Raw genomic sequence first — 13,203 nt, forward strand, 5'->3', positions numbered from 1 at the left:
GAAGATGTGGTTCGACACTTCGACTACGCTCAGTGCATCGCTTCGCTGTTACCGCGTAGTCGAAACTCAGCCAGCGGGGGATGAGGAAGATGGGAAGAATAATATCATGTCCGCTTGATTACTTACCCAACCGGACATAGTATAACAAATGATTAATGACTAATGACTAATGACCATTAATATGGTGAAGACCAAGTACGGACTTCGCCCAAAGTCACCGGAATTAAATCGCTGACATCAATTGTAAAGCGGAAGATTTTCTTAGCGCGGCGGCTATTTTCGGGGTCGAAGAATTTGAGTTTGACATCCCAACAATCACTATCAAGTCTACAGAAGGGGCTTTTCTCAACTGTAATACTATCTAGCTCCATACCTTCTGCGACTGCACTGGCAAAAGTGGAAGCGGCTTGGAAAGCGTTGGTAGCGGCAAAGTTTAATGCTCTATCTTGAGAAGTTGTACCTAAGTTGCGTAAATCGTAGTAGATGCGGCTGAGGAAACTGGTAAGGGTGCGGCGGATAGCTTCTTCTTGTGCGTCTGTGGCTGTGGCTTGGACTGTTTGGATGGCGGCGTTGACTAGGTTATTAACTTTCCAGCCGTAGAGTCCGCGAATGTTGTAAACTTCAATGACTGGTACAACTTGCCCTGAGAATAGTTTGACGCTGCGTCCTGATAATACGCCAGGAATACTAACTCGTTCTACATAGTCGGTGCTGTCTTCTGCTTGTATCTGTCCTGATAATAGTTCTTGTAAGACTGCGTAGGCATCTCTGGCAAAACCACCTACCGGTTCAATTGCATAGATGGGAGTTAATTCTAGGTTCAATGTCCAAATTAAGGATTTGGCTTCCGAAAGATTAGCACCTAAATAGTCCACCATCTGCCGCGCATCGTAGGGGTTGGCGGGAACTGTTGTGCCTTCAATTGCTATTCCTGGCATTAATTGTTTGAAGGAGTCCCGTCTAGCTTCAGAACCAAAGTCATAGCCGAGGGTTCCTAATGCATAAACTAAGGTGGATTGGGCTAGTTCGCTGGGTGCTTGGCTGGCGGTGACGTAGTTAGATACACGGTTTGACATAGCAGTAGGTCTGATGGTGGGTATGGTTGCGGTGGTGATAGGTGCAGTAGTTGCTACGGGAGTAGGTGCAACAACTTCTGATGGGGTAAATTCTTCGGGATTGGGTGATTGTTGGTTGGTATCGGTTCCGCCACAGCCACAACCAGCGGCTTCAACGCTGTCAACGGCTTCTAGGGTTTGTAATTCTTCGGACACAGTTCCTCCTCGGATGTATTGCAATGCACCAGAAATATTCAGCTTGCCTAGCAAACAACGACTTAAATCGTCGGTGTCGTTTGGTGTGCAAGGGATGGCAGTTTCTAATAAGGCGGTTCTAACTTTGTGGGGGTCTGGTTTTTCCCTGCGCTGGACTTGGAGACTTAGCAGTAAGGCGGCGACTCCGGCGACTATGGGGGTGGCAAAGCTTGTACCACTGAGTTGTTGGGTTCCGCCTCCGGGTTTTGCACCTAAGATATTTTCCCCAGGTGCAATAATACCTTGGTTAATATATCCCCAGTTGCTGAAGTCGATGGGTTTGCCTTGTTCGTTCATCGCCCCGACTGCTAAGACAGTGGGGAGGGAAGCGGGGACATGCAAGCATTCGCAACCATCATTACCAGCAGCAGCGACAATCAAAACGTTGTTTTCATTGCACCGTTGCACGGCTTTTTCTAGCCAGCCCTCTGCTTCACCAATATCAGTGAGTTGTCCGGCGCTGATATTAATAATATGCGCTCCCGCTTCCACTGCTTGTTCAATGGCGCGTGCTAAATCTAGTTGAGATAAATTGCGACCATTATCAGCAAATACGGGAATTATTAATCCCCGACAGTGAGGCGCAATGCCTTGGACGGGAGAATTTAGTTGACCAAAAATGATGCTGGCAACATGAGTTCCATGTACAGACATAGAACCGTTAGCTGTAGCTTCACCGGGAATGAGAGTTGGTAATTTTGTTAAATCAGCACCCGCAAAACATGGGTGATTTTGGTCAACTAATCCATCGAGTACAGCAACACAAATTGTTGAATCACCAGTAGTTTCTGCCCATAGTTTCTGGATGCCTGGAATTTTGCTAATGTTTGGCATTTGAAGGCTAGAGCAAGCAATTTTTATTAATCACAATCAAGAACATACAGAATTTTTCGTTTGATTGATAGTCAGTGTACACAAAAGTTAAACATTTTTTCTAAGAGAAAACTTAACTTTTTTTATTAACTGTCTTAAGTGTCTTAACTGTCCGATTTTTGTTAGCTTAAGTGTCTTAAGTGTCTTAACTGTTCGATCAATTGTCTAGTTATTTTGATATGTTTAGTTTTGTGTGTTTGATTAAACAAAAATTGTAAGTATTCAGGAGTTGACAAATGTGTAAGATTTTTATTAGTGTTTGATTGAATTCATCATCTAGCACAACAGATTCAACAACGCCTGTTTTTTGTTGTTGCTGCTAATAGTAAGCTGTAAATCTACTAAATATAGAGGTGAAAAAAGCGATCGCTCTTCAATATCTTGAGCAAGCGCGATCTCCACTGACAAAATTTCACAATTGTGATGATGCATCACCTCAAGTGCGATCGCGCTTCAAACAATATCTTGAGCAAGCGCGATCGGCACTGACAAAACTGAACAATTGTGCTGATGCATCACCTCAGGTGCGATCGCGCTTCAAACAATATCTTGAGCAAGCGCGATCTCCACTGACAAAATTTAACACAAGTGCGATCGCATTACCTCCAAGGGCGATCGCTCTTCAAACCATATCTTGAGCAAGCGCGATCGCCACTGACAAAATTTAACACAAGTGCGATCGCATTACCTCCAAGGGCGATCGCACTTACCTTAAGTTTCTGGTGAATTGCGACTGCTTGTCAATTTGCGCTTCAAACCGAGTGCTTTCACCAACAAAGTCTTCTTCAACACTGAAGAAGTTGTCCACAAAACAAGTAACATAAAAATCGGAAAGAAAACTCATGAAAAAGAGAAACTTACGTCCCCAACAAGCTGCACCTGTAGCGAGAGAAACCAACAGCACAAATTCTTCCCTTGGAGAAAAAGAAGGTATCGCAGCTCACATCCTTGGAATATACACTCCTTTTGCAGGGGATGATGCGGAGTAATCAGGCTGATTTTATCACTCACCTTAAAAAATATCAAAACACTGTTTCCACTTAAGGTGGCGCACGATTCGCCTCGATGAATTGACGTACAACCAGTGCCAGTTCCTCGTTTTCGATACCTGGCACGGGGGGCCGCTTTTGCGCTTCGGTGTTTTACCCCACCCTAACCCTCCCCTTATTAAGGGGAGGGAACTGGAACTGGATTTCTTGTTTCCCCCCCAATATATCGGGGGGATTAAGGGGGGTAAGTTTGTGATGAATGGCTTGCTGTTCGTCAAGAGAATGCGATCGCACTTTCCATATTACTTGAGCGATCGCACTTGTGATGATCAATGAGCAGCTTACGCACTGACTCTTATCTTAGTGTGCGATCGTCGCACTAACTAAAAGTTTCTGGTGAATTGCGACTGCTTGTCAATTTGCGCTTCAAAGCGAGTGCTTTCACTAACAAAGTCTTCTTCAACACTGAAGAAGTTGTCCACAAAACAAGTAACATTAACTTAGGAAAGAAAACTCATGAAAAAGAGAAACTTGCGTCCCCAACAAGCTGCACCTGTAGCGAGAGAAACCAACACAAATTCTTCCCTCGGAGAAAAAGGTGTGCAGGCACTTGATTGGGGAAATAAATTGAATCCTTTTGCAGGGGATGACGCGGAGTAATCACTTCGATATTATCACTCACCTCAAAAAATATCAAAACACTGTTTCCACTTAAGGTGGCGCACGATTCGCCTCGATGAATTGACGTACAACCAGTGCCAGTTCCTTGTTTTCGATACCTGGCACGGGGGGGTCGCTTTTGCGCTTTGGTGTTTTACCCCACCCTAACCCTCCCCGATATATTGGGGAGGGAACTGGAACTGGATTTCTTGTTTCCCCCCAATCGGAGGGATTAAGGGGGGTAAGTTTCTGATGAATGGCTTTGTGTTCGTCAAGAGAATGCGATCGCACTTTCCATATTACTTGAGCGATCGCACTTGTGATGATCAATGAGCAGCTTACGCACTGACTCTTATCTTAGTGTGCGATCGTCACCCTAACTAAAAGTTTCTGGTGAATTGCGACTGCTTGTCAATTTGCGCTTCAAACCGAGTGCTAACACCAACAAAGTCTTCTTCAACACTGAAGAAGTTGTCCACAAAACAAGTAACATAAAAATCGGAAAGAAAACTCATGAAAAAGAGAAACCTACGTCCCCAACAAGCTGCACCTGTAGCGAGAGAAACCAACAGCACTAATTCTTCCCTTGGAGAAAAAGAAGGGATCGCGGCTCTTTACTCTGGGATTATTTATCCTTGGGGTAGAGATCCTTTTGCAGGGGATGATGCGGAGTAAGTCACCTGATTCTATCACTCACCTCAAAAAAGGTCAAAATCCTTTTTCCACTTCCCTTGGCGCACGATTCGCCTCGATGAATTGACGCACAACCAGTGCCAGTTCCTCGTTTTCGATACCTGGCACGGGGGAGGCTTTTGGTTGACGGGTGTTACCCCACCCTAACCCTCCCCTTATAAAGGGGAGGGAACTGGATTGGATTTCCGGTTTGCCCCCAAAATATCGGGGGGACTAAGGGGGGTAAGTTTGTGATGAATGGCTTGGTGTTCGTCAAGAGAATGCGATCGCACTTTCCATATTACTTGAGCGATCGCACTTGTGATGATCCAATGCAAGCTTACGCACTAACTCTCATCTGCATAGCGCACTGACTTAATCATACTGCGCGATGGGCCACGCTCCACCGTAGGCGATCGCCCTAACCAAAAGTTTCTGGTGATGACAACTGCTCGAATTATTACCCTTCACTCATTTGAGTAAAGTTCACTAACAAAGTCTTCTTCAATCAATGAAGAAGTTATCCAAACAAACAAAGGAAAAAAACACCATGAAAAAGAGAAACTTGCTGCCAACTCAAACTGCTCCCGTTGAGCGTGATAACACTGGCTCCTCTCGCCAAGAGCAAAAAGGACTGACAGCCCATAGCCCACTGCCAGTAAATATCGTTTTCGTGCAGCCACCTAGCATGTTTTGATGTGAGTGGTTGAACTAGTATGAGGCGATCGCTTGACATAATTACTGTGGTATTGCTTCAAAAGTTCCAGCGCGAATGGCGACGATGATACTTTCTATTATCTAAATGCGATCGCGCCAAAAGTTAAAGTGGGAGTTGAGGCGATCGCGCTGACTGTTATTTAACTGCGATCGCCCTCAAAGCGAAAATCTCAATTTTGGCGTAAACAATTGTGATTATCTGAGTGCGTAGAGAGCTACGCTTCTTGTCGTTAGACATCGCCCGCCTTAACTAAAAGTTTCTGGTGAATTGCCACTGCTCGTCAAATTACGCTTCAAGAATAGCGCGAGTGTTTCACCAACAAAGTCTTCTTCAGCACTGAAGAAGTTGTCTACAAAAACAAAGGAAAAAACACCATGAAAAAGAGAAACCTACGTCCCCAACAAGCTGCACCTGTAGCAAGAGAAACCAACACTAACTCGTCCCTAGGAGAAAAAGGGATAAATCCCCAACAATCAACAACAATATGGCATCCTTTTGCCGGAGACGACACTGAGTAAGTCACCACATTCTATCACTCTCCTCTTGGGGTTGGTGGTTGAACTTTGGGCGATCGCACGCTTCTCTTATCCTACCGTGCGATCGCGCCTGTGAGTTTCTGATGGATTGGTGACGATTGCACTGACTTTTATTTAACTGCGATCGCCCTCAAAGGGAGCATCTTGCTCCCACGACAAATTTATTAAGGGCAAAATTGGGATGCTCCCAGTGCGATCGCAATTAATGATTGAATTTAACCAACTGCAAAACCTGTATATTGCCTCACCAAAGGTTCATGAAATGCTAACACAATATCTTCTTTAGTTGGAAAAGCTACGATTCTTTCTGCTCCCAAGTCGATTTGCATATCAACCCTACCCGATCGAATTCTCAAAGAATCATCTGTAATTACCCAACCTTCTTTTTCTAAGTCTTTTCTAAAAGCATCATGAAAAATATCTTTAGCAGGGATCAATTTAACAATATTTAGACTTTTTTACTTTTAATTATAACACCCATAAAACCCATGCCAGACCTTACCGATATCCCCGGAATTCCCCAAATTTGGACACGCACAAAAGGCGACCCCCGCATTAAAATTGCTATCCTCGACGGTGCAACAGACTTAGAACGCAGTTGTTTTCAAGGTGCAAATTTTACCCAATTTAAACCCTATTGGTCAGAAGATATTGAACTGAACGATGAATACTTTTATTATCTCAACTTATATTTAGAATTTAACAAACAACAAAAAGCCAAAAAATCGGACCCAGACCACGATAAAGAAGCAGCGAAAAAAGAACGAGAAGCATTTTTTGCACCCTTCCCTGAAGCTATTAGACAACGCATCGAATTATCCAGCCATGCTACTCACATTTCTAGCACTATCTTAGGGCAACACGGCACACCCGCCCCTGGTATTGCACCCCTGTGTACAGCAATGAATATTCCCATTGCTTTCGCTGACGATAATTTCATTTCACCCGTCAACCTCACCCACGCCATTAACACCGCTTTGCAATGGGGTGCAAATATCATCCATATAGCCGCTTGTCACCCCACCCAAACCGGAGTAGCCCCAGATTTATTTGCCCGTGCGGTGAAACAATGCCAAGATAATAATATTTTAATTGTCGCTCCTGGTGGCAATGATAAAGGCGAATGTTGGTGTATTCCCGCCATTCTTCCTGGTGTGATTACAGTGGGTGCAATCCGCGACGATGGACAGCCGTTTAAATTTAGCAACTACGGCGGCGAGTATCAAAATAAAGGTGTGATGGCGAATGGGGAAAATATCCTCGGCGCACAACCAGGAACCGAAGAACCCATCCGCGAAAAAGGTACAAGTTGCGCCGCACCTATTGTTACAGGTATTTCTGCTCTGTTGATGAGTCTGCAATTGCAACGAGGCGAACAACCTAACGCCGAAGGAGTGCGACAAGCGATTTTAAATAGTGCGATTCCTTGCGATCCTCAAGAGGTGGAGGAACCGGAACGTTGTTTGCTGGGTAAGTTGAATATTCCCGGTGCTTATAAGTTAGTGACGGGAGAGGCGTTAATACAAAGACCTCACCCCCAACCCCTCTCCTACGAGGAGAGGGGAGTTAGAGAACCTCACCCCCAGCCCCTCTCCTACGAGGAGAGGGGAGTTAGAGAACAAGAATTTACTCCCCACTTCCCTAGTAGGGAACGGGGGGTGGGGGGGTTAGGTCAAGCCGTCGCCACTCACAGCGCCAATTCCCAAACAGCAACTCACACCATTAGCCAAGCTGCTGATGGTGTGAGAGCTAGTGCTAAAACAAACTTAGTCTATGCTTTGGGTAGGCTGGGCTATGACTTTGGTACAGAGGCGCGGCGCGACTCGTTTAAACAACTGATGCCAAATGTAGAGATTGACGGCGTAACGGTTCCTGCCAACCCTTACGATGCAAGGCAAATGGCAGATTATTTAGATCAAAACCCTTCAGAAGCAAAGTCTTTAATTTGGACACTCAACCAGGAACTTACACCTATCTATGCAATTGACCCCAAAGGTGCATTTGCAGCTGATGTTTACGAAACTTTGCAGATGATTTTAGCAGGTCAGCTACAACCCCAAGACAGTGAAGATTACATTGAGAGGGTAAGTTTCCCTGGAAGATTGACTGATAGAACTATAGAACTATTTTCTGGGCAAGTTGTGCCGGTGGTGACACTACCAGTTATCCGGGGGATGTATGGCTGGAAGGTGAATACCCTTGTGAATGCGGCGGTGGAAAGTGCAATTGGCGAAGCAATAACAGCTGATGAAGTTAGATTGCGAAGATCCCTCAGTAGTTTCTTGCAAAGAGTGTATTATGATTTGCAAAATTTAGGGCAACTATCTAAAGATAGAGCTTTAAATTTTGCCGTCACTAATGCTTTTCAAGCCGCTTCCACTTTCGCGGATGCTGTTTCTAGAGGTATGGAACTCGACAGCATTGAAGTCGAAAAAAGTCCTTTCTGTCGCTTAGATAGTGATTGTTGGGATGTGAAATTGAAGTTTTTTGACCCAGACAATGGCCGCAGAGCTAAAAGGATTTATTTATTTACAATTGATGTCAGATATATAATCCCTGTAACTTTGGGTGAAGTTCGTTCTTGGTCTGTTCCTAAATAGTTTATACTCTCAACAGTATTTTTGCGTAAGCGGATTGTTAAATATGAAAAAGAAAACATTGCTACCTCAACTGACTGCTCCCGTGATTCGGACTAATAATACCAGCAGTGCAAGCGATCGCTCTTTCTTTGGTGTAGCAGCACAGACTTATTGTGATATCGCTACACGCCAATGTAATCCTTTTGCTGGTGATGACGCTGAATAGTTCAGCACTTAGACACGGCTGCAAGATCCCCTTTTTCTTTAAGAAGTCGGGGATCTGACCCCCTTTTACCTCATACTTGAGTTAACTGCATTGTTTTGCATCAGCGGGATTGACAAAATCATGTAAATCTGCATCCCAAATGCTGATGTAGATAAAATCACAGTTCTGACGCACAATTTGACCCTTCACTGAACCTGCGGAAAACTGGAAATTATCAGATTGACGATTTTGGATTTGTTGTAGTCCCTGTTTAATTTCTTGACTTGCTTGACCACCTAACATTCCATCTAAAGTATTCTGCATTACTTGGGGGTCTACCGATTGGGCAAAAGCGGCTTCAGTTTGACGTAACGCTCCAGTTTTACGATCAAATAAATAGCCTAAGTCAATTTGGTTTGGAACTACTTTATAAGTGACTGCACGGGTTTTACCCCAAAGTCCTTTTAAATCTTTAGCTGGCTTACCAAGTGTAGCTTCAACGCTGCTTCTTGATGTGCCGGTGGGAAATGCCGGAACTTTTTGCTTGACGCTACTGCTAGCTGATTTAGGCGGCTGGTTGTTATTTTGTGGTGTGGAACGTACCTCTGGTGTCGGAACTACAGGTGGCGGATTTTCTGCTTTTGGCTGCGGTGCTAATGTAGGGGTGGGTGTGGGAGTATCAGAAATTACTGGCTCTGGTTCTGGTATCGATGTGGATACTGCTGGCGGTTCGGGTTCTACTTTGGGGTTAAACGTAGGAATCGGTGCAGGAATTTGTTGCACAGGTGATGGTGATGCTGTTGGGGAAGGTTGGGAATCAATCGCGCTATCTGAGGGTTCGGGATTAATAGCTGAAGGTTCAACTGAAGGAGTGGAATTGCTGACAATAGCTGTTTGTGATTCTGGTTGGCGGGTAAGGTTAGAAATCACTACGCCACTAATTAATCCACCTACTACTAAACCACTGACAATTAAAGCTGGCTTTTGCCAATTTTGCGCCGGAATTGCTTGGGGTGGTGGGGAATATAAGGCTTGGGTTTGGTTAATTGATGCAATAGCGGTGGGACGTTTGGTAGCTGTGGGTGGGACAATATAACTAGCAGATTCCAAGGCATAGAGCATTTTACTAGCGGTGGTGTAGCGATCGCTAGCATTGGGTTTAATCGCTTGATTAAGTACCTTGGCTAAACCGGGGGAAACTTTAGGGGCGTAATTTTGCCAGAGTATTTCTCCAGTTTGCTGGTCTGTTTCTAGTTCTTGTGGTTGTTTACCCGTCAACAGAAAAATTGCTGTTAAACCTAAGCTATAAATATCAGTAGCATAAACTGGGCGACCTAAGGCTTGTTCGCTGGGCATATATCCTGGTGTCCCAATTACCATTGATTGCGCAGCTAATCCTGGGGAACTCACCACAGAACGGATAGTTTCCTTGACTGCACCAAAATCAATCAATACTGGTTTACCATCTTGGGAACGGAGAATAATGTTATCCGGCTTGATATCGCGGTGAATAATTCCTTTGCTGTGGATATATTCTAAGACGGGCAAAAGACTTAAAAGAATTCCCCGAACCACAGTTTCACTTTCGGATGCTTTTGCTTGGATAACATCTCTCAAGGTTTGACCATGAATCCATTCTTGAACGAGGTAAAATTGCCCATTCTCCGAAAAATAGGCATAAAGTTCCGGGATTTGGTCGCTACTTTTGCCCAAATACTCTAAAGTTGCGGCTTCTCTCTCAAACCGCTGTTGAATCAATTGGTAGGTTTGCGGGTCATTACTGATGGGTTTAAGTTGTTTGATTACACAGCGACGGCGAGAAGGCATATGAGTATCCTCTGCCAGAAAGGTTTCGCCAAAACCACCAGCACCGAGTACCTGAATAACTTGATACCGATTGTTGAGAAGGGTTATTGTCATGCTCTGTGAAAGCGTGGACGTCTAGTAGCTTGTCGTGAGACTTTGCCCTTACTAATGTAAACTAGATGGTCTCAAAGCGACCGCGATCGCTATTCATCACATTAACAAATGTGCCCCTACTTGCGATCGCACAAAATTTAACGGTCAAAGCTAGCATTGAGGTGAGCAACAGTTGTAATTAACTCAGCTGGATCTACCGGCTTAGGAATATGCTTTTGAAAGCCGGCTTTTAATGCTCGATTACAGTCTTCATGAGAAGCATAAGCTGTGAGTGCGATCGCGGGAATTTGTTTAATGCGAGAAGATTCTAGTATTCTGATTCGGCGAATAAAATTATACCCATCCTCTCCTGGCATTCCAATATCACTCAGCAAGATATCTGCTTGAAACTGTTCTAAGCGTTCTAAGGCTTCTGTTGCTGAAGCTGAAGCTAATGCGATCGCTCCATGTTGCTCTAAGATAAAAACTAGAAACTCTCGTGTATCAACATCATCATCAACAACTAGTACCTTTACGCCGTTGATGTTTGGCGGATTGTTTAAGGATTTATCAATCTGATTTGTTAGTGGCTGTTGCTTCAGCAATGGGAATTTGACTGTAAAGGTCGCTCCCTCTCCCTCCCCTAAACTTTCCGCCCTCACAGTACCGCCATGCAATTCTACCAAATGGCGCACAATTGCTAAACCGAGTCCCAATCCGCCATAATTCCGGGTAATGGAAGCATCAGCTTGGCGGAAATAGTCGAACACATAAGGTAGAAACTCAGCGCTAATTCCTTTACCTGTATCACTCACTTGAATTTGCGCCTGGGAGTCTACAGCGGCTAGTCGAATTTCCACTCTTCCCCCTGGGGATGTGAATTTAATGGCGTTAGATAGCAAATTCCACACAATTTGTTGTAAGCGGTTGGAGTCGCCTGAGATCGTGCCGATATTAGATTCAATCACAGGTAATATCTGAATCGTTTTGGCTTCCGCCGCTAGACGCATAGTCTCGATTGCTGCGGCTATCGGTAATGCGGGGTTGATGGGAAAGGCGTTCAGGCTGATATTACCCCTGAGGATGCGAGAAACATCTAGCAAATCTTCAATGAGTTGAGTTTGTAATTTGGCATTGCGCTCAATAGTTTCTAAAGCACGCATGGTAATTTCTGGATTCAACTTACCAGAGCGCAAGACTTGTGACCAACCTAAGATAGCATTGAGAGGCGATCGCAATTCATGGGAGAGCATGGCTAAAAACTCATCCTTGACTCGATTGGCTCGTTGAGATTCTTCGTAGAGATGGGCATTGTTGATTGCTAATGATGCCATCTGAGTCATTTGCACCAGAATAGTTTCGTCTTCTGCGGTAAATTCACCTTCATATTTGTCAGAAAGCTGGATTAGACCAATATTTTTGCCATTACTATTAACAAGTGGCGCTGCTAGCCAACCGCGCAGCGGTAGAGACTGAGGAAATTCTTTTGCAAATTCACTCCAAATGGGATGGGATTCTAGTTCAGCCTGAGTCATCCGTATCGGTTTTTGTAGAGGAAAAATCAGTGGTTTTTGCTGATAATTCTGCCATTGTGCGTACTTGTTTGAGAGCGAAACTGCATGAATCGCCTGTGTCGAGTTTTCATCTACCGTAATACTAGTAGCTGATTGATGCGCACCGATGGTTTCACGAGATTGCTCAGTCAGCAATTGCAGCCTTTCTTGAAGCGATAGGGTTGAGTTGATGGTGAGGGATATCTCCGCCAACCTTTGCAATCGATATGTATGCTGCTGTGCTTGGAGTAGATGCTGAGTGCGTTCTGCTTCTGCTCGTTTGCGTTGCGCAGCTTGCCGATAGGCATCGCTAATATCTCGAAAGTAGACAGCAAGTCCATTTGCAGAAGGATAAGCATGAATTTCCAGCCAAATGTCAATAGATTGTGCAAAATCTTCAAATACCAAAGTAGTCTGTTCATTAACTGCTCGATGCAATTCTTGGTAAGCCAGATCTCCAAATACATGGGGAAATACTTCTTCCCATACCTGCTTCCCAATTAGCTCCTCGCGGGTTTTTTGTAACAGCTTCATAGCTTGTTCATTGATATAAATGCAGCACCACTGATTGTTGAAGGAAATAAAAGCATCAGTGATACTTTCCAAGATGTTGGTGACTTCTTTACGTGCCGCTTCTGCTTTGACTAAACTAGCTTCAGAGCGGTTTCTCGCTATCCTCAGTTCTGTATTCAGCGAATTAATCAAGACGGAGACAAATACGAATACAATTAGCTGGGCGATATTTTCCCAACTGCTGGGTGTGACAGAGTAAATCGGAGGGATGAAAAAGTAATCGCTGACTAATACTGCCAAGATTGTCGCTAGTAGTCCAGGTTTGAATCCACCATACCAATTACTGACAGCTACAGCAGCAAAAAATATTACTAGTCTGCTCTTGTTGAGGACGGGCTGCAAAATAAGAGTTAGTAGTAGTGCGACTAACACACTCAATACAGCCATACCGTAATGCAAAATTCGGGGATATCTTACTCTCAACATTTTCCGTTTTCGCTGTTATGGGAACCGCTGTAAATAATTGTTAAATTTGCCCATACTGAATGATGATCTGGCAATTTAAATCCTCATCAGCACACTAATTCTACTATCTAAAACTAACTAAATATAAGCAGGTGGTAAATGACATATTTACGTCATAACTTGGACATAAAATTGCCACATATACCAGTTAGTTTATAAATGCTTTCTTGA

The 13,203-nt window shown here is 44.2% G+C and carries 15 protein-coding genes; 10 read left to right on the forward strand and 5 right to left on the reverse strand.

What is annotated here, in order from left to right:
• Window positions 1–176: 176 nt before the first annotated feature.
• Window positions 177–2,144 carry a S8 family peptidase gene (locus tag AACU32_RS05475; RefSeq protein WP_096598585.1) on the reverse strand — a complete coding sequence of 656 codons (1,968 nt, stop codon included), beginning with the start codon at window positions 2,142–2,144 and terminating at the stop codon, window positions 177–179.
• 392 nt (window positions 2,145–2,536) lie between these two features.
• Between AACU32_RS05475 and AACU32_RS05480 the strand changes: the two genes are divergently transcribed.
• The 4 genes from AACU32_RS05480 to AACU32_RS05495 all read left to right on the forward strand — a co-directional run bounded on the left by AACU32_RS05480 (window position 2,537) and on the right by AACU32_RS05495 (window position 3,832).
• On the forward strand, window positions 2,537–2,821 hold the full coding sequence (locus AACU32_RS05480; protein WP_096598587.1) for a hypothetical protein: 285 nt from the start codon (window positions 2,537–2,539) through the stop codon (window positions 2,819–2,821).
• A complete protein-coding gene (locus tag AACU32_RS05485; RefSeq protein WP_339377532.1) occupies window positions 2,772–2,909 on the forward strand; it encodes a hypothetical protein in 138 nt (45 codons plus the stop codon). The genes AACU32_RS05480 and AACU32_RS05485 overlap by 50 nt, the downstream gene beginning before the upstream one ends.
• Before the next feature lie 116 nt (window positions 2,910–3,025).
• On the forward strand, window positions 3,026–3,172 hold the full coding sequence (locus AACU32_RS05490; protein ID WP_096598589.1) for an anacyclamide/piricyclamide family prenylated cyclic peptide: 147 nt from the start codon (window positions 3,026–3,028) through the stop codon (window positions 3,170–3,172).
• A 516-nt stretch (window positions 3,173–3,688) separates the two neighbouring features.
• Window positions 3,689–3,832 (forward strand): anacyclamide/piricyclamide family prenylated cyclic peptide, encoded by a 144-nt coding sequence (locus tag AACU32_RS05495; RefSeq protein ID WP_096598591.1) that lies wholly within the window; start codon window positions 3,689–3,691, stop codon window positions 3,830–3,832.
• A gap of 51 nt (window positions 3,833–3,883) precedes the next feature.
• Here AACU32_RS05495 and AACU32_RS05500 read toward each other — a convergent pair whose 3' ends face one another.
• Complete coding sequence (locus tag AACU32_RS05500; protein WP_339377533.1) at window positions 3,884–4,162, reverse strand: hypothetical protein; 279 nt, start codon at window positions 4,160–4,162, stop codon at window positions 3,884–3,886.
• 183 nt (window positions 4,163–4,345) lie between these two features.
• On the opposite strand from AACU32_RS05500, the gene AACU32_RS05505 reads away from it, so the two are divergent.
• The 4 genes from AACU32_RS05505 to AACU32_RS05520 all read left to right on the forward strand — a co-directional run bounded on the left by AACU32_RS05505 (window position 4,346) and on the right by AACU32_RS05520 (window position 5,740).
• Window positions 4,346–4,507: an anacyclamide/piricyclamide family prenylated cyclic peptide gene (locus AACU32_RS05505; RefSeq protein ID WP_096598593.1), complete on the forward strand. Its 162-nt coding sequence runs from the start codon at window positions 4,346–4,348 to the stop codon at window positions 4,505–4,507.
• Window positions 4,508–4,755: 248 nt separating this feature from the next.
• Window positions 4,756–4,878: a hypothetical protein gene (locus AACU32_RS05510; RefSeq protein WP_339377534.1), complete on the forward strand. Its 123-nt coding sequence runs from the start codon at window positions 4,756–4,758 to the stop codon at window positions 4,876–4,878.
• Between the two features lie 176 nt (window positions 4,879–5,054).
• Window positions 5,055–5,201, forward strand: a complete 147-nt coding sequence (locus AACU32_RS05515) for an anacyclamide/piricyclamide family prenylated cyclic peptide (RefSeq protein WP_339377535.1) — start codon at window positions 5,055–5,057, stop codon at window positions 5,199–5,201.
• Window positions 5,202–5,596: 395 nt separating this feature from the next.
• Window positions 5,597–5,740 (forward strand): anacyclamide/piricyclamide family prenylated cyclic peptide, encoded by a 144-nt coding sequence (locus tag AACU32_RS05520; protein WP_096598597.1) that lies wholly within the window; start codon window positions 5,597–5,599, stop codon window positions 5,738–5,740.
• Window positions 5,741–5,973: 233 nt separating this feature from the next.
• Here AACU32_RS05520 and AACU32_RS05525 read toward each other — a convergent pair whose 3' ends face one another.
• On the reverse strand, window positions 5,974–6,195 hold the full coding sequence (locus AACU32_RS05525; protein ID WP_339377536.1) for an element excision factor XisH family protein: 222 nt from the start codon (window positions 6,193–6,195) through the stop codon (window positions 5,974–5,976).
• Window positions 6,196–6,246: 51 nt separating this feature from the next.
• On the opposite strand from AACU32_RS05525, the gene AACU32_RS05530 reads away from it, so the two are divergent.
• Window positions 6,247–8,358 (forward strand): S8 family peptidase, encoded by a 2,112-nt coding sequence (locus tag AACU32_RS05530; protein ID WP_096598599.1) that lies wholly within the window; start codon window positions 6,247–6,249, stop codon window positions 8,356–8,358.
• 43 nt (window positions 8,359–8,401) lie between these two features.
• Window positions 8,402–8,563: an anacyclamide/piricyclamide family prenylated cyclic peptide gene (locus AACU32_RS05535; protein WP_096598601.1), complete on the forward strand. Its 162-nt coding sequence runs from the start codon at window positions 8,402–8,404 to the stop codon at window positions 8,561–8,563.
• 81 nt (window positions 8,564–8,644) lie between these two features.
• Here AACU32_RS05535 and AACU32_RS05540 read toward each other — a convergent pair whose 3' ends face one another.
• Together AACU32_RS05540 and AACU32_RS05545 are read right to left on the reverse strand one after the other, a co-directional pair.
• Entirely contained in the window at window positions 8,645–10,462 is a 1,818-nt protein-coding gene (locus tag AACU32_RS05540; protein ID WP_096598603.1) for a serine/threonine-protein kinase, read from the reverse strand.
• Window positions 10,463–10,599: 137 nt separating this feature from the next.
• Window positions 10,600–12,993, reverse strand: coding sequence for a hybrid sensor histidine kinase/response regulator (locus AACU32_RS05545; protein WP_096598605.1), 2,394 nt, complete (start codon window positions 12,991–12,993; stop codon window positions 10,600–10,602).
• Window positions 12,994–13,203 lie beyond the last annotated feature (210 nt).

The sequence above is a fragment of the Calothrix sp. NIES-2100 genome, from assembly GCF_963875285.1.
GTDB lineage: Bacteria > Cyanobacteriota > Cyanobacteriia > Cyanobacteriales > Nostocaceae > Aulosira.

Excerpts from the sequence above, each read along its gene's own strand:
- AACU32_RS05530 (WP_096598599.1), top strand. The coding sequence starts at position 6,247 with ATGCCAGACCTTACCGATATCCCCGGAATTCCCCAAATTTGGACACGC.
- AACU32_RS05490 (WP_096598589.1), top strand. The coding sequence starts at position 3,026 with ATGAAAAAGAGAAACTTACGTCCCCAACAAGCTGCACCTGTAGCGAGA.
- AACU32_RS05535 (WP_096598601.1), top strand. The coding sequence starts at position 8,402 with ATGAAAAAGAAAACATTGCTACCTCAACTGACTGCTCCCGTGATTCGG.
- AACU32_RS05515 (WP_339377535.1), top strand. The coding sequence starts at position 5,055 with ATGAAAAAGAGAAACTTGCTGCCAACTCAAACTGCTCCCGTTGAGCGT.
- AACU32_RS05545 (WP_096598605.1), bottom strand. The coding sequence starts at position 12,993 with ATGTTGAGAGTAAGATATCCCCGAATTTTGCATTACGGTATGGCTGTA.
- AACU32_RS05540 (WP_096598603.1), bottom strand. The coding sequence starts at position 10,462 with ATGACAATAACCCTTCTCAACAATCGGTATCAAGTTATTCAGGTACTC.
- AACU32_RS05520 (WP_096598597.1), top strand. The coding sequence starts at position 5,597 with ATGAAAAAGAGAAACCTACGTCCCCAACAAGCTGCACCTGTAGCAAGA.
- AACU32_RS05495 (WP_096598591.1), top strand. The coding sequence starts at position 3,689 with ATGAAAAAGAGAAACTTGCGTCCCCAACAAGCTGCACCTGTAGCGAGA.
- AACU32_RS05475 (WP_096598585.1), bottom strand. The coding sequence starts at position 2,144 with ATGCCAAACATTAGCAAAATTCCAGGCATCCAGAAACTATGGGCAGAA.
- AACU32_RS05505 (WP_096598593.1), top strand. The coding sequence starts at position 4,346 with ATGAAAAAGAGAAACCTACGTCCCCAACAAGCTGCACCTGTAGCGAGA.